15 protein-coding genes are annotated in these 17,340 nt (G+C 46.0%); 4 read left to right on the forward strand and 11 right to left on the reverse strand.

The genetic code is table 11. The features are described 5' to 3' along the window. From ACO59Y_RS05255 to ACO59Y_RS05275, 5 genes are all read right to left on the reverse strand, one after another. Positions 1 to 387 (reverse strand): ATP cone domain-containing protein (locus ACO59Y_RS05255; RefSeq protein WP_486131275.1); only part of this gene is annotated, 387 nt, incomplete at its 3' end. 265 nt (positions 388 to 652) lie between these two features. Next, the gene (gene dolP, locus ACO59Y_RS05260) at positions 653 to 1,234 is read right to left on the reverse strand and encodes a division/outer membrane stress-associated lipid-binding lipoprotein (RefSeq protein WP_373604107.1); all 582 of its coding nucleotides are present in this window, start codon (positions 1,232 to 1,234) and stop codon (positions 653 to 655) included. 80 nt (positions 1,235 to 1,314) lie between these two features. Then, complete coding sequence (locus ACO59Y_RS05265) at positions 1,315 to 1,899, reverse strand: D-sedoheptulose-7-phosphate isomerase (RefSeq protein WP_373604108.1); 585 nt, start codon at positions 1,897 to 1,899, stop codon at positions 1,315 to 1,317. An 18-nt stretch (positions 1,900 to 1,917) separates the two neighbouring features. After that, complete coding sequence (locus tag ACO59Y_RS05270; protein ID WP_486131278.1) at positions 1,918 to 2,277, reverse strand: YraN family protein; 360 nt, start codon at positions 2,275 to 2,277, stop codon at positions 1,918 to 1,920. A gap of 1 nt (position 2,278) precedes the next feature. Further along, positions 2,279 to 4,003, reverse strand: a complete 1,725-nt coding sequence (locus ACO59Y_RS05275; protein ID WP_486131280.1) for a penicillin-binding protein activator — start codon at positions 4,001 to 4,003, stop codon at positions 2,279 to 2,281. A 72-nt stretch (positions 4,004 to 4,075) separates the two neighbouring features. On the opposite strand from ACO59Y_RS05275, the gene rsmI reads away from it, so the two are divergent. From rsmI to ACO59Y_RS05290, 3 genes are all read left to right on the forward strand, one after another. After that, positions 4,076 to 4,924: a 16S rRNA (cytidine(1402)-2'-O)-methyltransferase gene (gene rsmI, locus ACO59Y_RS05280; protein WP_486131282.1), complete on the forward strand. Its 849-nt coding sequence runs from the start codon at positions 4,076 to 4,078 to the stop codon at positions 4,922 to 4,924. Positions 4,925 to 5,091: 167 nt separating this feature from the next. Continuing rightward, on the forward strand, positions 5,092 to 6,540 hold the full coding sequence (tldD, locus tag ACO59Y_RS05285) for a metalloprotease TldD (RefSeq protein ID WP_486131284.1): 1,449 nt from the start codon (positions 5,092 to 5,094) through the stop codon (positions 6,538 to 6,540). Positions 6,541 to 6,677: 137 nt separating this feature from the next. Continuing rightward, the gene (locus ACO59Y_RS05290; protein ID WP_486131286.1) at positions 6,678 to 6,947 is read left to right on the forward strand and encodes a hypothetical protein; all 270 of its coding nucleotides are present in this window, start codon (positions 6,678 to 6,680) and stop codon (positions 6,945 to 6,947) included. A gap of 68 nt (positions 6,948 to 7,015) precedes the next feature. Here the strand turns inward: ACO59Y_RS05290 and gltS are convergent, their stop codons facing one another. From gltS to ACO59Y_RS05315, 5 genes are all read right to left on the reverse strand, one after another. Next, the gene (gene gltS / locus ACO59Y_RS05295) at positions 7,016 to 8,230 is read right to left on the reverse strand and encodes a sodium/glutamate symporter (RefSeq protein WP_486131288.1); all 1,215 of its coding nucleotides are present in this window, start codon (positions 8,228 to 8,230) and stop codon (positions 7,016 to 7,018) included. A 32-nt stretch (positions 8,231 to 8,262) separates the two neighbouring features. Continuing rightward, a complete protein-coding gene (gene parC, locus ACO59Y_RS05300) occupies positions 8,263 to 10,518 on the reverse strand; it encodes a DNA topoisomerase IV subunit A (RefSeq protein WP_486131290.1) in 2,256 nt (751 codons plus the stop codon). Positions 10,519 to 10,727: 209 nt separating this feature from the next. Further along, positions 10,728 to 11,933: a copper-containing nitrite reductase gene (gene nirK, locus ACO59Y_RS05305; protein ID WP_486131292.1), complete on the reverse strand. Its 1,206-nt coding sequence runs from the start codon at positions 11,931 to 11,933 to the stop codon at positions 10,728 to 10,730. Between the two features lies 1 nt (position 11,934). Beyond that, positions 11,935 to 13,833 carry a DNA topoisomerase IV subunit B gene (gene parE / locus ACO59Y_RS05310; RefSeq protein ID WP_486131293.1) on the reverse strand — a complete coding sequence of 633 codons (1,899 nt, stop codon included), beginning with the start codon at positions 13,831 to 13,833 and terminating at the stop codon, positions 11,935 to 11,937. A gap of 94 nt (positions 13,834 to 13,927) precedes the next feature. Continuing rightward, on the reverse strand, positions 13,928 to 14,863 hold the full coding sequence (locus tag ACO59Y_RS05315; protein ID WP_486131346.1) for a Kdo(2)-lipid IV(A) acyltransferase: 936 nt from the start codon (positions 14,861 to 14,863) through the stop codon (positions 13,928 to 13,930). Positions 14,864 to 14,958: 95 nt separating this feature from the next. On the opposite strand from ACO59Y_RS05315, the gene hldE reads away from it, so the two are divergent. Next, positions 14,959 to 16,395, forward strand: coding sequence for a bifunctional D-glycero-beta-D-manno-heptose-7-phosphate kinase/D-glycero-beta-D-manno-heptose 1-phosphate adenylyltransferase HldE (gene hldE / locus ACO59Y_RS05320; protein ID WP_486131295.1), 1,437 nt, complete (start codon positions 14,959 to 14,961; stop codon positions 16,393 to 16,395). A 181-nt stretch (positions 16,396 to 16,576) separates the two neighbouring features. On the opposite strand, the gene ACO59Y_RS05325 is transcribed toward hldE, so the two are convergent. Further along, positions 16,577 to 17,239, reverse strand: a complete 663-nt coding sequence (locus tag ACO59Y_RS05325; protein WP_373604119.1) for an NAD(P)H-dependent oxidoreductase — start codon at positions 17,237 to 17,239, stop codon at positions 16,577 to 16,579. Positions 17,240 to 17,340: the final 101 nt, after the last annotated feature.

The following is a 17,340-nucleotide window of genomic DNA, read 5'->3' on the forward strand; positions in this document are numbered from 1 at the left end:
GTCCCATTCTTCACGGGTGTAATCATCTAATAAGGCGTGATCGTATTTGCCCATGCGCACGAGTTTTTTCACATGATCGTATAAACGCGGCGGATCGAAATGACCGTAAGCCTTTTTGCGCAAATGGAACACCGCAAGGCGTGCGGCAAGATATTGATAATCCGGCGTATCTTTGCTGATTAAGTCCGCAGCTGCTTTGATAATGGTTTCGTGAATGTCGGAAGTCCGAATACCTTCATAAAACTGAATGTGAGAACGCAATTCCACTTGCGACACGGACACATTGTCCAGACCTTCTGCCGCCCAGGTAATCACACGGTGGATTTTATCGAGGTTAATTGGTTCCAGTGTGCCGTCACGTTTGGTGACCATTAAGCTTTTATTCATGAGTATGAGCCTTGTTATAATAATTTTTAAACACAAGATATTGTGTTCGGAAAAGAATAGCGCACAAGATAATGTGTTTTTTGAGGCGGATCAAGCGATAAATTTTTTCTTGAAATGATTGACAAGAGATAACTTATTTAAAAACAAACAGTTTTTGAAAAATTATCAGTTTGTGAATTTTTTACTTGAAAAAGGACAAAAAATGCGGTCAAAAAATGTTGTTTTTATGACCGCATTGAGAAATGGATAATAGAAAAGTTCGTGATTAATTTAATAATTTAAAAACTTTCACCACGCGCTTAACACCGCTGATTTTACTGGCAATTTCCGCTGCCGCATTGCCTTGAGCTTGGGTTACATTACCGAGTAGGAAGACTTCCCCTTTCTCAGTGATGACTTTTACGTCGGTGGTTTTAACGCGATCGTCAACCAACATTTTGGATTTTACTTGTGTGGTAATCCAACCGTCTTGACTGATTTGCGCTAAGTCCACTTTCGGACCGATCTGTAATTCGTTATAAACTTCAGTTACACCAAGCACGCCTTGGGTTAAACTGGTTGCCGTCTCTTTTGTGCTTGCGGTTGGTACCTGGCCAATCAATAATACGCGCCCGCTGTAGGACACCGCATTGATGCGCGCTTCTGATCTGATTTGCGCGTCTTTATCCAAGGCGTTTTCGACTTTTAGCTCTAAGGTTTCATCATCTACTTGCGTGCCGACAGTGCGGGGATCCGTTGCCACTTTTGCACCGGCCGCGGCACCGCCGAGCACTGCCGCCACACAGCCTTGTAACATAACCGATGCGCCCAAAATAAAGGCAAATTTTTTAAATGGAGTGAAGGTCATTGTTTTCTCCTTTTATGTTAATGAATCAACGAGTTAGTCAAATAAATCGGAGAATAGTTTGGCGGGCAATCATTATCCTGTCAAGCGCGTGGAAACAAGGTCTGATCTATCAATTCGCAAATCGCATTGATTACGAATAAATGATTTTCCAAAATCCGAGTTTCTTTATTGGTCGGAATAGAAATTTCAAGATCTTCTTCCGCCAGTAAACCTTGAATCGCATCATTATTCGAACCAGTTAACGCAATCACGCCGATTTCTTTGCCAACCGCATTGGCGATAGTGTTTAACACGACTTTTTCCGAGCCGAGGGGAGCAAAGGCAAGCAGTAAGTCGCCCGTTTGGGCGACGGCGTTAAATTGATGTTGATAGAGCAGCTCCGCTCTTTGATCAAAAACTAACGAAGAACCCACTGCACTTTCTAAGCTTAATAACACGGAAGGAAAACTTGGGCGCTCAATATCATAACGATTGAGCAGATTAGAGACCAAAAATTGCGCGTTGGCATAAGAACGTGAAATGCCACAAGCAATCACTTTATTACCACCGAGCAAGCATTGAATCACTTTTTGGCTGGCGTTCGCGATATTTTCGGTGAGTAAGCTGGAGGCGGAAATTTGAATTTGAATGCTTTCGCTGTAAATGTCTTTAATGTTTTGTAACATAGTAAGTTATGTTTGAAATTAATCGAGAAAATTAGCAATCCATTGAATATCTTGCGTATTTTGGCCAAAAGCGACGAGATCGAAACGGCAATTCGCATCTTCCAAACTTAAGTTACGTTCGGCAAGCCAAAGATTCGCAGCATCTAGCCATTTTTGTTGCTTGCGCCAGTCCACGCTGTCTATGGCAGAACCGAAACGTGTGTCGGAGCGTTGACGCACTTCCACGAACACAATGGTTTCTCCGTCTTGCATAATCAAATCAAGTTCACCGCATTTGAAATTTTTATTGGCGGCGATAAAACGCAAGCCTTTCGATTCTAAAAAAAGGCGAGCTTGTTGCTCAAAGCTCGCCCCTTGTCGACGTTTTAAGGAAAACATTCTAGTTTGAAATTGGCACCGCATTGGCGTTTTGGTATTGGAACCAAGTCATATCGCGCTCAACGTTACAGTTCGGCCCCGCGCTCAATATGCCGGTTAAACCGTTTAAACGATAGCCCGGCACTTGGCGTAATTCGTTGAAGTGGTTAATTAATAACCATGCGTCGGAACCCATCGCATATAAACGCATTAATTGATATTCGCCGCCGGTAGAACCCGCTACTTTTTTATATTGTGTACCGGAGGATTCTTTGAAGAACGGAATATCGCTAAATTGTACGCCGTTCATTTGCGCCGCGTAGTCAGCGGAATTGGTCGCTGCGTTAGAACGCGAGCTGGCGTAAATTTTTACGTTCGCTGCATTATTATTAGTGAGATAGCCTTTAATTTCCGCTAGTTCATCAGGATTAGCCACTACATAAAGCGCATTTGCGTCGGCACCATTTTCTTGGAAGAAATAAGGCACGTCTGCTGCTAAATTGTAATAACGGATGTTGGCATCCATTGAAGTCAATTTTTGCCAACGCACATTAAAGGCGTTGCCTACCCGCTGACCTAATTCATTTTGCGGCATGGCGACTACCGGATTGCGTACGCCGTCATTCCACATTTTAGTGGCGGCGGATTCCGCTTCGTCTTCCGGCGACAAACCGTAGTAACAAAGCTGATTAATCGCTTGCGCGTTCGGCGTTGTATTTAGCGTCAAAACGTCCATGCCTTGCACAACGGCCGGATTCGCTACAATCGCATCGACATTTTGTTTCAATAACGGACCGACCAACGCGTTAATGCCCGCTTGTTTAGCTTGCGCGATAATCTCGTTAATCGGTGTCGTGGAAGAATCAAAAATTTTCACCGGAATAGAAGAATTACCTTTTGCATCATTAAAGCCGGAAAGAATGGTTTTACCCAGAATTTGCCCTTCGCCACTCATCGGTAAAATCAAACCGACTTGGGAAAGATTGGTTTGCTGAAAATTCAATAGACTTTGCAATTCTTTCGGGAATAATGTCGCCGCCGCATGGTTTGGATATGCTGCTTTCCAGTTTTGTAACGCCTGACTTAATTGAACGGGCTGACGAATATTATCGTTGTAAGCTTTAATCAAGGTTAGCCAACCACCTAACGCCGGATTTCCTTCGTCTGCGGCATTGTTAATTACGCCTGTGTTGGCACTGCGTAATAAGGCCCAACTTTTATCCACATTATCTTGACGGCGTTGAACGTCAGTCAAGTTTTCATCCATTTTGATGCGTGCTTTTATCGCTTCAATGACGTCTTTGCGATTTTCCGCCACAACGGCCTGAGTTTCATAGAAACGCGCTTTTTGTGACGGACTGAGTTTGCTTAGATCGATAGTGCGAAGGCGACTTTCCGCTTCTTCATTGGCCCCTTTTGCGGCCGCGATACGGGCTTCGATTAATGTGCGATCAAGTTTTTGCGCATTATTTAGCGCACCAAGCTCCGATAACAGCGCTTCTGATTGCGCCACCTTGTTTTCGGCAATCAATACACGCGCCGCTAATAATTTATAAGTTTCTTTATCTTCCGCGTTTTGTGCTTGATTCAGTTTATCCATATAAAATTCTGAACTCGCATTAGCATCGCGTTGAAGTGTTTCGGTGAAACTACTGTTGAATAAATTTGAACAGCCGGCTAATGCCAGGGATAACAAAATCGGCATTAAACGTTTTTTAAAACGCCCGCCTTGTAATAAAATAGACATTCTTCACTCCATGATTAAAAAGAGAATAGTGCGACCGATCTTACTTATCTCGACTTTCAAAAGCAAACAAAAATGAATGATTTAAGCGGAATTTTATATATCGTAGCAACGCCCATCGGCAATTTGCAGGACATTACCCAACGTGCCCTTAACATCTTTTCACAAGTGGATCTTATCGCCGCCGAAGATACTCGCCATAGCGGTTTATTGCTTAGTCATTACGGCATTAAAAAACCGTTTTTTGCTTTGCATGATCACAATGAACAAGAAAAAGCCCATGTTTTAGTGGAAAAACTCAAACAAGGCAGTAATATCGCTTTAATTTCCGATGCCGGCACTCCGTTAATCAGCGATCCCGGATTTCATTTGGTGCGTCGTTGCCGCGAAGCGGGAATTCGCGTGGTGCCCTTACCGGGCGCCTGCGCGGCGATTAGCGCCCTTTGCGCTTCGGGCATTGCGTCGGATCGTTTCTGTTTTGAAGGTTTTTTACCGGCCAAAAGCAAGGCCCGTAAAGATAAATTAGAAGATTTAGCGGAAGAAGCGCGCACCTTAATTTTCTACGAATCCACCCACCGCATTTCGGACGCGTTGGCGGATATGCAAGCCGTGTTGGGCGACGATCGCTATGTAGTACTGGCACGCGAACTCAGCAAAACTTGGGAAACTATCGTGGGCGATACGCTCAAAAATTTACGTCAATGGCTTGCCGAAGATCCGAACCGCACCAAAGGTGAAATGGTGCTGATTGTGGAAGGCAAAGCAAAATCCGAGGGCAATGACGATATTTCTCCGCAAGCGGTGAAAGCCCTTAAATTAATCGCTAAAGAACTCCCACTCAAAAAAGCCGCCGCCATCGTGGCCGAACTTTACGGTTACAAAAAGAATGCACTGTATCAATTCGGTTTGGCGCAGTCGGATTAATGTTTCCTTACGGCTTTCTCACCTCGTCTCGAATGCTCAAATCAGCACCGCATTGAAACAGGAAAATGCGGCGATAGCTTGGTTTGAATGAGCCGCAACGAACTCGCGAATCAGCACCGCATTGAAAGCTACATTAGCGGCAAAATTTTATTAATATCGGAGAACAAATGTTAAACCAAGTCACAACCACCTTGCTTGCCCCGAGCCATCTTTCTACTGCAGAATTGCGCAATGTTTTTGACATTATGTCGCATCGCAATATTGATTACGCGGATTTGTATTTCCAACTTAGTCAAGACGAAAGTTGGGTGCTGGAAGACAGCATTATCAAAGAAGGCGGATTTCATATCGATCGCGGTGTGGGCGTGCGCGCCGTGGCGGGTGAAAAAACCGGCTTTGCTTATTCCGATCAAATTGATCTTGCCTCGCTGCAACAATGCGCCGCTGCGGTAAAAGGCATCGCACAGGTTAAACAGGGCAACCTTATCATGCCAAGTGCCTTCAATGCGGTGCACGCGGTTGCTCGTTATGCGCCGATTAATCCGCTGGAAAGTTTAAGCAAAGAGAAAAAAATCGCCTTGTTGCATTTGGTCGATCGTACCGCACGCGCGCAAGATCGCCGCGTTATGCGTGTTTCGGCGAGCCTTAGCTCGGTTTATGAAGAAGTCTTGATTATGGCGACGGACGGTACTTTAGCGGCGGATATTCGCCCGCTGGTGCGTTTGTCGATTTCTGTGTTGGTGGAACAAGACGGCAAGCGTGAGCGTGGCAGTTGTGGTTCCGGCGGGCGCTTCGGCTTGGATTGGTTCTTTGAAACGGTGGACGGCGATATTCGCGCGGTGAACTTCGCCAAAGAAGCGGTGCGTCAAGCTTTAGTGAATTTAAGCGCGATCGCCGCACCGGCCGGTGCGATGCCGGTGGTGCTCGGTGCCGGTTGGCCCGGTGTGTTGCTGCATGAAGCCGTTGGGCACGGCTTGGAAGGTGATTTCAACCGCAAAGAAAGCTCGTTGTTTAGCGGTAAAATCGGCGAACTTGTTACTTCGCCGTTGTGCACGATCGTGGACGACGGTACTTTGCAAAATCGCCGTGGTTCACTTAGCGTGGATGACGAGGGCGTACCGAGCCAATGCAATGTGCTAATCAAAGACGGCGTTTTGCAAGGCTATATGCAAGATAAAATGAACGCGCGCCTAATGGGCGTTGCGCCGACCGGCAACGGCCGCCGCGAATCCTACGCGCATTTGCCGATGCCACGCATGACCAACACTTATATGCTAGCCGGGCAAAGTAAATTTGACGATCTTACCGCTTCCGTCGAACGCGGTATTTACGCGCCGCATTTCGGCGGTGGCCAAGTGGACATCACTTCCGGCAAATTCGTATTCTCCACTTCCGAAGCGTACCTGATTGAAAATGGCAAAATTACCAAACCGGTAAAAGGCGCTACATTAATTGGCAGTGGCATCGAAGTAATGCAAAAAATTTCCATGGTAGCGGATGAAAGTGAGCTTGATCTCGGCATCGGCGTGTGCGGCAAAGACGGCCAAAGTGTACCGGTCGGCGTCGGCCAACCTGCCTTAAAAATCGATGAAATTACCGTTGGTGGCACGGATTAATAAAATCAGGCTCGGTAGCGTAATGCGGTGCTGATTGGCGAGCAGATTCATTTTGAATGATCATTTTTTTGAAAAACCATAAACGTATCGTTTCAACAAGCTAGAAAATTTTAACGATTTAGTTTGAAGAAAATTTTATGAACAAACATCATTACAAAGTCATTTTCAGCCGCGTGTTAAATCAACCGGTGGTGGAAGGTCAAAATAGCACCGCATTGAACTCCCAAAACAGCACCGCATTGACGCTGTCTTTAGAGACGCTTTGTATCGGGCTAATGTTGGTTTTGGGTTGGATGAGTTTGTCTGAGAGCGCATTAGCGGCACCAAATCCAGTCTCCAATGCGGTGTCGGGTGGAAAGCTAAGAACCGGAAGAAGGTTTAACGCAGCGTTTAGAATTTTAAGTTGAAAGAGCGGTCAATTTTCGTAAGTTTTAAAACCTTTTGAAAATTGACCGCTCTTTTTTGCTCTAATTGTTTAGTGTAAGTAGGCTACGAACGCCAAGAACACTTTTAATAATGAGGCGTTAATTAAGTCGATAAAGAATGCACCGACCATCGGCACGATTAAGAAGGCTTTGTGAGACGGTCCAAAACGACTGGTAATGGCTTGCATATTTGCAACGGCAGTAGGCGTTGCACCTAAACCGAAACCGCAGTGACCCGCGCTCAGTACGACGGCGTCATAATCTTTGCCCATAAAATGGTAAGTGACATAGACTGCATAGAATGCCATAAATGCCACTTGAACGGCCAGAATCACTAATACGTCACCGGCTAGGCCCGCTAATTCCCAAAGTTTTAAGGACATTAACGCAATCGCTAAAAAGATGGATAAACCTACGCTACCCAATACGTCGATAGCGGAATCGGCGACGCGGAATTTGAATAAGTGAGTCAGTGTATTACGAATAACTACGCCGGTGAACAAACACCATACGAAAGTCGGCAGTTGCAATGCGGTGCCCTTAGTGATGCTGTCCAGATATTGACCAATTAACAAACAGAAAGACATCATGGTAATAGTTTCAATAATGGAACGAGCATTTACTTTACGCTGATAAGTCGGGTGTTCAAAGGCTTCTTGTACGTCGTCTATTTCGTCATTTTCCGGATTTTCACCTTGTTTTTGACGATTTAACAAGAAACGTGCAACTGGACCACCGATGATTCCGCCGAATACCAAACCGAAGGTCGCACATGCCATAGCAATTTCGGTTGCCGCTGGGAGATTGAACTCTTTGATGAACGTTTCTGCCCAAGCCGCACCAGTACCATGGCCGCCGGTTAATGTGACGGAACCGGCCAATAAGCCATATGCCGGATCAATTCCTAAGAGTTCCGAACCGGCAATACCGATAACGTTTTGACAGATAATCAAACCCGCCGCCACAAAGAGGAAAATGATTAACGGTTTACCACCCTTAATTAAGCGAGCGAAATTTGCGCTTAAACCGATGGAGGAGAAGAAAACCAACATCATAGTCGTTTGTAAGCTTTTCTCGAAGGTAAACGAGGTGCCGTCTATTTGATGCCAGACGAAAAGCCCAATAGCGACGATAAAGCCGCCAACCACCGGTTCAGGAATGTTAAAACTTTTTAGTACATTAATGCGTTTGACCAAAAAGTAACCTAATAGCAAAACAAGGCTTGCAAGCGCAAGAGTTTGGTAGGTATCAAATACAATATTCACGAAATATCCTCCTATATTGGGTTTCGAAAATGTTATGTGTTGTGTTCCGGTTCAACTACCACAATTTCCACATTACTGTGTAAGCCGCGTGGCAGTTGCGAGCCTTTTCTGCCGCGTTCCGCACGGAATTTGTGCAGGTCTTCCGGTTTTAATGTGATTTTTCGTTTACCGGAATGAAACTCAAGACTGGCTTGTTCTGAAATCAGCAATAACTTCACTAATAATTCGCTGCGATCTTTCGCATTCGCGGCGGAAATGTTAACGATTTTATTGCCTTTACCTTTTGATAATACCGGTAAATCCTGCACCGGGAAAATCAACATTCTGCCTACGGATGTCAAGGCAACAAGAAGTGCACTTGGCTTCAACAGAATGAGAGGTGCCAACACTTTGGCATTTTCCGGTAAAGAAATCAAGGCTTTTCCTGCTTTGTTACGCGCAATTAAATCGTCAAATTTACAAATAAAGCCGTAACCGGCGTCCGATGCCATCAACAAAGCTTGTTGTTCGCCTTCCATAATTACATGTTCAATGGTCGCGCCGGCCGGCAAAGTAAGTTTACCGGTGAGCGGTTCTCCTTGCGATCTGGCGGATGGCAAGGAAAGCGGATCCAGCGCGTAGCTGCGCCCCGTACTGTCGATAAACACGGCGGCTTGATTACTCTTGCCGCAAGCGTGCGCGCGGTAATTATCGCCTGCTTTGTAGCTTAATGCTGTCGGATCAATATCGTGGCCTTTCGCGCAACGCACCCAACCCATTTGCGATAAAATCACGGTGACCGGTTCCGTAGGCGTCATTTCGCTTTCGGAAATAGCTTTGGCTTCTTCTCGTTCGACCAGTTGCGACATACGCGGACTGGCATATTTTTTCGCATCTTCTTGAATTTCCTTTTTAATCAGCGTGTTTAAGCGACGCTCGGAGCCTAAAGTTGTTTCTAAATTCGCCCGCTCTTTTTCCAATTCATCGCGTTCCGCGCGCAGTTGGTGTTCTTCCAATTTTGCTAAATGACGCAGGCGTAAATTTAAAATCGCATCGGCTTGTTCGTCGCTTAAATTAAAACGCGTCATTAATTCCGTTTTCGGGTTATCATTGTTGCGAATAATTTCAATCACTTCATCGATATTTAAAAAGGCAATCATTAAGCCTTCTAAAATATGCAAACGCGACAATACTTTATCCAAGCGATACTGCAAACGACGAGTGACCGTGGCACGACGAAAAACCAGCCATTCAGTGAGAATTTGCAACAAACCTTTTACCGCCGGTTTATGATCAAGTCCAATCATATTCATATTCACGCGATAACTTTTTTCCAAATCCGTGGTGGCGAATAGATGCGCCATTAATGCATCGCAATCCACTCGGTTAGAACGCGGTACGATCACGATCCGAATCGGATTCTCGTGATCTGCCTCGTCGCGAATATCTTCCACCATCGGCAATTTTTTTGCCGTCATTTGTTCGGCGATTTGTGCGATGATTTTGGACGGTGAAGATTGATGCGGCAGCGCGGAAATGATGATTTCGCCGTCTTCTTTTTTCCACGTTGCACGCATTTTAATTGAGCCACGGCCTTGCTCGTAAATTTTACGAATTTCCGCTTTCGGCGAAATAATTTCCGCTTCTGTCGGGAAATCAGGGCCTTGTACCACCTCGAGTATCTCATCTAGCACCGCATTGGGCTTATCCAATAGCATCACCGCCGCAGCGGCGATTTCATTAATATTGTGTGGTGGAATATCCGTCGCCATTCCCACCGCAATGCCAGTGGTGCCGTTAAGCAAAATATGCGGTAAACGCGCCGGTAAAGATTGCGGTTCTACTAGTGTGCCGTCGAAGTTAGGCTGATAATCTACCGTGCCTTGGTCAAGTTCGTTAAGTAAGATTTCAGAAAATTTGGATAGGCGCGATTCCGTATAACGCATTGCTGCGAAAGATTTTGGATCGTCCGGCGCTCCCCAGTTGCCTTGTCCGTCCACGAGCGGATAACGATAAGAAAATGGTTGCGCCATTAACACCATGGCTTCGTAACAAGCACTGTCACCATGCGGGTGAAATTTACCGAGCACATCACCGACGGTGCGAGCGGATTTTTTATATTTCGCGGTGGCGTTTAAACCCAGTTCCGACATAGCGTAAATAATGCGGCGCTGCACCGGTTTTAATCCGTCGCCGATAAAAGGCAGCGCGCGATCCATAATGACGTACATGGAGTAGTTAAGGTAGGCGCTTTCGGTGAACGTGCGCAGGGGCATTTGTTCGATGCCTTCGTAGTTGATATTAGTCATTTTTATTTTCTTAATTTGATTGAAATTTTTTTCTTCGAAAATTTTGACGAAGTGAACGCATTATTTAGCACCGCATTGGAGCCTTATTTGGCGCGGCTTCAATGCGGTGCTGAATTGAGATTTCAAATAACGACAAGTTACTTGTGGCACTTTTATACGCGTAAAAGAAAATAACCCGTCGTTGGTGAAATACGATGTTAAATTAAACGTTACTTTTTATTTGTCGCTCCGGAAGCGCCATCCATACTATGCTCACCGCCGCCCATCATCATGCTGCCATGGCCTTCAATTTCATACGGAACGGGTTGCGGTTTTTGGGGATTGGCTTCTTTGAACGGCGTATCGCTTAATTTACCTGAGTAAATTTCCGGATCGGCTTCGCCGCTGACGATAAGTTGTCCCATAGTGCCTTTGCTGGCTGCACGAAAGATAGAATGATCCATCAATACATAAGTGCCGGGGACGTTGATTTGGGTTTCGCCGATAAATACGCCGCCGGACGGGATCAACGTGGTTTGTACGTTGTGATTAATCAGCGTGCCGCCTTCAACATATAAATTGTGGAAGATCGAGCCAATAATATGGAATGATGAGGCTAAATTCGGGCCGGCGTTGCCAACGAAGAAACGTAATTTTTCACCGGTTTTGGCGCGTAGTGCGTTTTTATCCATTAACGCGCCGACCTTGCCGTTAAATAACACGTAGTCAGGACGTTCAGCGAGTGCTTTTTGCATGCTGAAAGGTTGTAATCCGGGGGCACCGAAATCCCCGCGAGTATAGAATTCGCTTTGCATGATGTAATATTCGCGATCCGCTTTTGGCAAGCCTTCTTTTGGTTCTACCAAAATTAAGCCGTACATGCCTTTGGCTAAATGCACGGCGACCGGTTGACTGCCGCAATGGTATAAATAAAGTCCCGCATGTATCGCTTTAAATTGAAATGTGGAAGTGCGCGTTGGCGCTGTGGCGCTGGCTTCGGCACCGCCCATGGGCGCAGAGGCCGCGTGAAAATCCAGGCTGTGTTCCATCATGGAAGCGGCAGAATTAGAAAGTTGCACTTCCACAATATCGCCTTCACGCACGCGAATAAAGGGAGCAGGCACGCCGCCGTTAAGCGTCCAGAATTTAAATTGTACGCCGTCCATTAACTCAGCGATTTGCTCCGATGCGGTCAATTTTACGATTACTTTGGCCGGATAATTGCGTTCGATGGGCTTTGGTACATTGGGGGCGGAAGTGAGTTCCGCTTCAATTTCCGGTAAAACGTTTGAAAGATTCCCCGCACTTTTGCCATTGTTGGGGCTTCCATGATTTTGTGCTTGTGCGTTAGGGATCATCGCTAATCCGGCGCCCAAAGTAATGGAAACCAGACTTAATGCGCTGTTTTTAAAAAAATCACGTCGTTGTTCGTTCATGCTATACCTCCAAATCCACTTGATCTCCTTTGGCTTGCAGCCAACTTTTCCGATCTTCCGAGCGTTTTTTAGCCAGCAGCATATCCATTATTTCCAAGGTTTCCGTGCCTTCTTCATCGTTTGCTTGATAAGTCAATTGCACCAAACGGCGGGTATTGGGATCCATCGTAGTTTCGCGTAATTGAGACGGATTCATTTCGCCCAATCCTTTAAAGCGCTGCACGTTTGGTTTACCTTTTTTGTTTTGTAAGCGATCTAAAATCGCCTCTTTTTCGCTTTCGTCTAATGCGTAAAATACTTCTTTATTTAAGTCGATGCGGTACAGCGGCGGCATCGCCACATAAACATGGCCGTCTTGCACCAATTTTGGAAAATGGCGTAAGAATAGTGCGCAGAGTAGGGTGGCGATGTGTAAACCATCCGAGTCTGCATCGGCGAGAATGCAAACTTTGCCATAGCGCAGTTGGGATAAATCGTCACTGTCGGGATCAATGCCCAGCGCTACTGCGATATCATGAATTTCGCTCGAGCCTAAAACTTGTTCGGGCGACACTTCCCAAGTGTTTAAAATTTTTCCGCGTAACGGCAAAATAGCCTGATATTCGCGGTCGCGGGCTTGTTTCGCCGAACCACCGGCGGAATCACCTTCCACTAAGAACAATTCGGTTTTTTCTAAATCTTGCGAGCCACAATCGGCAAGTTTGCCCGGAAGTGCCGGGCCGCTAACCAATTTTTTACGTACCACTTTTTTTGCCGCGCGTAAGCGACGTTGTGCCGAACTAATTGCCATTTCGGCGAGTTTTTCGGCGTCTTGCACGTTTTGATTCAGCCATAAACTGAAGGCATCTTTTAACACGCCGCCGACAAACACCGCACTTTGACGCGAAGATAGGCGTTCTTTGGTTTGGCCGGCGAATTGTGCATCTTGCATTTTTAAGGAAAGAATGTAACCACAGCGCTCCCAAATATCGTCTGCGGTTAGCTTGACGCCGCGCGGTAATAGATTTCGAAATTCGCAAAATTCGCGAATGGCGTCCAACAGGCCTTGGCGTAAGCCGTTAACGTGCGTCCCGCCTTGAATAGTCGGGATTAAATTCACATAGCTTTCGCCAATTAATTCGCCACCTTCCGGTAACCATAATAACGCCCAACTAACCGCTTCATTTGAGCCTTTAAATTCACCCACGAATGGTTTTGCCGGTAATGTTTCGTAACCGTTTACTGCTTCGATAAGATAATCGGAAAGACCGTCTTGATATAGCCAGATATCTTGCGTGCCATTCACTTTATCAATGAATTTGATTTCGAGACCCGAACAGAGCACCGCTTTGGCACGCAATAAATGGCGCAAGCGGCTGACGGAAAATTTGGCACTATCGAAATATTTCGGATTCGGTTTAAAGTGAACTGTTGTACCCGTGGTGCGTCTGCCACAAGTGCCGACCACTTCCAATTCTTTCACTTTAACGCCGTTTTCAAAGGCAATTTGGTACACTTCGCCGTTGCGTTTTACTTGAATATCCACGCGTTCGGAAAGTGCGTTCACCACAGAAATTCCGACGCCGTGTAAACCGCCGGCAAATTCATAGTTTTTATTGGAGAATTTTCCGCCCGCGTGCAGTTTGGTGAGAATCACCTCCACGCCGGATACGCCTTCTGTCGGGTGAATATCTACCGGCATACCGCGGCCGTTATCGGTTACTTCAATAGATTGGTCGGTGTGCAAAATCACTTCAATTTTGCTTGCGAAGCCGGCAAGTGCTTCGTCCACACTATTATCGATCACTTCTTGTGCGAGGTGATTCGGACGGGTGGTATCGGTGTACATACCGGGGCGAATTTGCACCGGTTCGAGATCTTTAAGAACAGTAATTTCTTGAGCAGAATAATTGGATGTCATTGGTTTTGAATAGTTTATTTGGCAAAATTGCGGAGGATTCTATCAAAAGGTGCGATCATTTTCGACCGCACTTTTTTATCTAAGAATGGAAACGTTAATCGTATAAGCTCGGATCGTTTTCATTTGGGCGAGTTTTAAAACGGCGGTGCAACCACATATATTGCGTTATGCCTTTCATAATTTCCTTTTCCACCAGTTGATTCATGCGTGCCGCGACCGCGCTTTCGTTTTCCGAATCGGTGAAATCTACCGGAGCGGAAATGCTCACTGTATAGCCGGAGCCGTCCGCATTGCGTAACGGTACGAAAGGAATCACTTTGCTATTCGGCGAGGCTTTTAATAAATAATAGCTCCCTGTTGTTGTGGCTGCATTTTTTACGGCGAAGAACGGTACGAACACCGCATTGCGACGGCCGTAATCATGGTCTGGCGCATACCAAATGGTTTCGCCACGGCGCAAAGCTTTAATCATGCCGCGTAAATCTTTGCGATCTAACATGTCTTTATTGGAACGCAAGCGTCCTTGAGTTTGCAGCCAGTCAAAGAGCGGATTATCGTTTGGGCGGTAAACACCGACGCCTGGATGATATAAACCCACGATGCGGCCGCCCAGCTCAAGTGTAAGAAAATGTATGCCAACGAAAATAATGCCGTTTTGTTGATTTTCTTGCAGGTAGCGCAAGCCTTCCACTTTTGACCATTTCTTAATGCGCGCGTCCGACCAAAACCAAGCCATACCGGTTTCGATAATCGCCATGCCGACGGCACGCAAATTTTCTTGTAAAACCGCTTCGCGTTCGCTTTCAGGCATATCGGGAAAACACAGTTCAAGGTTACGGCGGGCAATCGCAGCACGCCGTTTGCCCACTTTTAAATGGCAAAAAAGTGCGCCTAAGCCGTTGCCGATACGGCGTAAAATCGGATAGGGCAGGAACAGGAGGGCACGCCAGATGCCGATGCCGAGCCAGAATCCCCAATATTTGGGGGCAAGAAAAGCGGGGTGGAACCTAGGGAGTTTGCTATTTTTCATCATATTCTCGCTAAAATTGCGCGCTAGTTTAACGCAAAAATCAGTTGTGGTAAAATTGCGCCGATTTTTTTACCAGTGTTTTAAGAGAGAATAAAATGGCTCAATATTTAACCGAATTTAACCGAGCAAAGGTGCTCGTATTAGGTGATGTAATGCTTGATCGTTACTGGTTTGGTGCAACCAATCGCATTTCGCCGGAAGCGCCGGTGCCGGTAGTGCGCGTACAGGAAAACGAAGAGCGCGCAGGCGGTGCGGCGAATGTGGCGATGAATATTGCATCGCTCAACGTACCGGTACAACTTATGGGCTTAATTGGGCAAGATGAAACCGGCGCGGCGCTTTCCAAATTATTACAAAACCAGCATATCGACTGTAATTTTGTGGCGTTGGAGACGCATCCGACAATTACTAAATTACGTATTTTATCGCGTCATCAACAATTGCTTCGTCTTGATTTTGAAGAAGATTTCCAAAACACCGAGTGTAATGATTTACTTGCAAAATTAGAAAATGAGGTGAAAAACTATGGCGCGTTGATTCTTTCCGATTACGGTAAAGGCACGTTAAAAGATGTACAACAAATGATTCAAATCGCGCGTAAAGCCAATGTGCCGGTGTTAATTGATCCGAAAGGTACGAATTTTGAGCGCTATCGCGGCGCCACGTTGCTTACTCCGAATATGGCCGAATTTGAAGCGGTAGTGGGTAAATGTAACTCGGAACAAGAAATTATTGAGAAAGGTTTGAAACTCATTGCAGATATCGATTTGACTGCACTTTTAGTCACTCGCTCTGAAAAGGGAATGACCTTACTGCGTCCGAATCAAGAACCTTATCATTTGCCAACGGTGGCGAAAGAAGTGTTTGATGTGACCGGTGCCGGTGATACGGTGATCAGTGTTTTGGGCACCGCATTGGCGGACGGTCGTTCCTTTGAGGAATCTTGCTATTTGGCAAACGTGGCAGCCGGCATTGTGGTGGGCAAACTCGGCACCTCGACGGTTTCCACCGTGGAACTTGAAAACGCGATCCACGCCCGTCCGGAAACCGGTTTCGGCATTATGACTGAAGCCCAACTGAAAGAGGCCGTGGCGCAGGCCAAAGCGCGCGGTGAAAAAATCGTGATGACTAACGGCTGCTTTGATATTCTTCATCCGGGTCATGTGTCTTATTTAGAAAATGCCCGCAAATTGGGCGATCGTTTAATCGTCGCGGTCAACAGCGATGAATCGGTAAAACGTTTAAAAGGCGAAAGTCGCCCGATTAATAATTTGGACGCCCGCATGGCAGTGCTTGCCGGGTTGGCTTCCGTGGATTGGTTGGTGCCATTCACTGAAGATACGCCGCAACGTTTAATCGGCGAAGTGTTGCCGGATCTGCTTGTCAAAGGCGGCGACTACAAACCGGAAGAAATTGCCGGAGCCAAAGAAGTGTGGGCGAATGGCGGCGATGTGAAAGTACTTAATTTTGAAAACGGCTGTTCGACGACCAATGTGATTGAAAAAATTAAATCGTTGAAAGACGGAAAATAATCGGAAATTTTTAAAATCGACTCCTTTAATTTAAGAACCGAGCGCTTATTAAATAGCGCTCGGTTCTTTTCGTTTATGTGGTGGACACCGAACTGAATTGAGCCGCAGTTCAAGGTTTCAATGCGGTGCTATTTCGGAAGGTGAGTGCATCTGAATTTGAGCAACTTGATATTAGGCGCCGTTATTTCACCCAAGTCACGATTTCATCCATCGTTTTGCGCGATTTTTTCGTAATGTCGCGGGCCCGATAACCAAATGTGGCAGCGACGGAAACACCATATTCTTGCGGATCGAATAAGCCTTCCGCAGCAAGGGTTTGATTCATCAAATCATAATGAAAACCTTCAATTGGGCAGGAATCAATGCCCATCGCCGCCGCACCGGTGAGCATATTGGCCAGTGCGATATAGGTTTGTTTGCTGCACCAATCGAACAACGTGCGCTCGCTTTCCAGCAATTTCATATCGTTTTTTTGCAAGGTTTCGTATTTGGCTAGTGCGAGTTTTTGTTGTTCTTCATCTAAGCCTTTGCGTGTCATCACTTCGGTGAAAAACGGACTGTCGTAACGGGCGTTTTTCTTAGCAAGTAAAATTACGAGATGGCTACAATCATCTAACTGGTTTTTCATGCCCCAGCTAAAAGGCTTAATTTTTTCGCGTAAGGCTTTATTTTGAATCACCAATAATTTCCACGGTTCGGAACCCACGGAGCTCGGTGAAAGGCGCGCGCATTCCAAAATAGCGTTAAAGTCTTCCTCTCCGATTTTTTTGTTCGGATCGTAATAGCGGGTGGAACTGCGTTGATTCAATAATTCAACGACTTGCTGAGCGTTAAGTTTTACCATGATTTTTCCTCTTTAATAAAAATACCGGAAAGGTTAGTTTTGCATTTTCGTTTTTTTCGCGCGCGAAGACGGTGAGTTTAGAATGAAAATGAAGTGTCAAA

Source organism: Rodentibacter sp., assembly GCF_057314195.1.

Excerpts from the sequence above, each read along its gene's own strand:
- dolP (WP_373604107.1), bottom strand. The coding sequence starts at position 1,234 with ATGACCTTCACTCCATTTAAAAAATTTGCCTTTATTTTGGGCGCATCG.
- ACO59Y_RS05265 (WP_373604108.1), bottom strand. The coding sequence starts at position 1,899 with ATGTTACAAAACATTAAAGACATTTACAGCGAAAGCATTCAAATTCAA.
- parC (WP_486131290.1), bottom strand. The coding sequence starts at position 10,518 with ATGACTAATATCAACTACGAAGGCATCGAACAAATGCCCCTGCGCACG.
- hldE (WP_486131295.1), top strand. The coding sequence starts at position 14,959 with ATGGCTCAATATTTAACCGAATTTAACCGAGCAAAGGTGCTCGTATTA.
- ACO59Y_RS05315 (WP_486131346.1), bottom strand. The coding sequence starts at position 14,863 with ATGAAAAATAGCAAACTCCCTAGGTTCCACCCCGCTTTTCTTGCCCCC.
- ACO59Y_RS05270 (WP_486131278.1), bottom strand. The coding sequence starts at position 2,277 with ATGTTTTCCTTAAAACGTCGACAAGGGGCGAGCTTTGAGCAACAAGCT.
- tldD (WP_486131284.1), top strand. The coding sequence starts at position 5,092 with ATGTTAAACCAAGTCACAACCACCTTGCTTGCCCCGAGCCATCTTTCT.
- ACO59Y_RS05325 (WP_373604119.1), bottom strand. The coding sequence starts at position 17,239 with ATGGTAAAACTTAACGCTCAGCAAGTCGTTGAATTATTGAATCAACGC.
- rsmI (WP_486131282.1), top strand. The coding sequence starts at position 4,076 with ATGAATGATTTAAGCGGAATTTTATATATCGTAGCAACGCCCATCGGC.
- nirK (WP_486131292.1), bottom strand. The coding sequence starts at position 11,933 with ATGAACGAACAACGACGTGATTTTTTTAAAAACAGCGCATTAAGTCTG.
- parE (WP_486131293.1), bottom strand. The coding sequence starts at position 13,833 with ATGACATCCAATTATTCTGCTCAAGAAATTACTGTTCTTAAAGATCTC.
- ACO59Y_RS05275 (WP_486131280.1), bottom strand. The coding sequence starts at position 4,003 with ATGTCTATTTTATTACAAGGCGGGCGTTTTAAAAAACGTTTAATGCCG.
- ACO59Y_RS05290 (WP_486131286.1), top strand. The coding sequence starts at position 6,678 with ATGAACAAACATCATTACAAAGTCATTTTCAGCCGCGTGTTAAATCAA.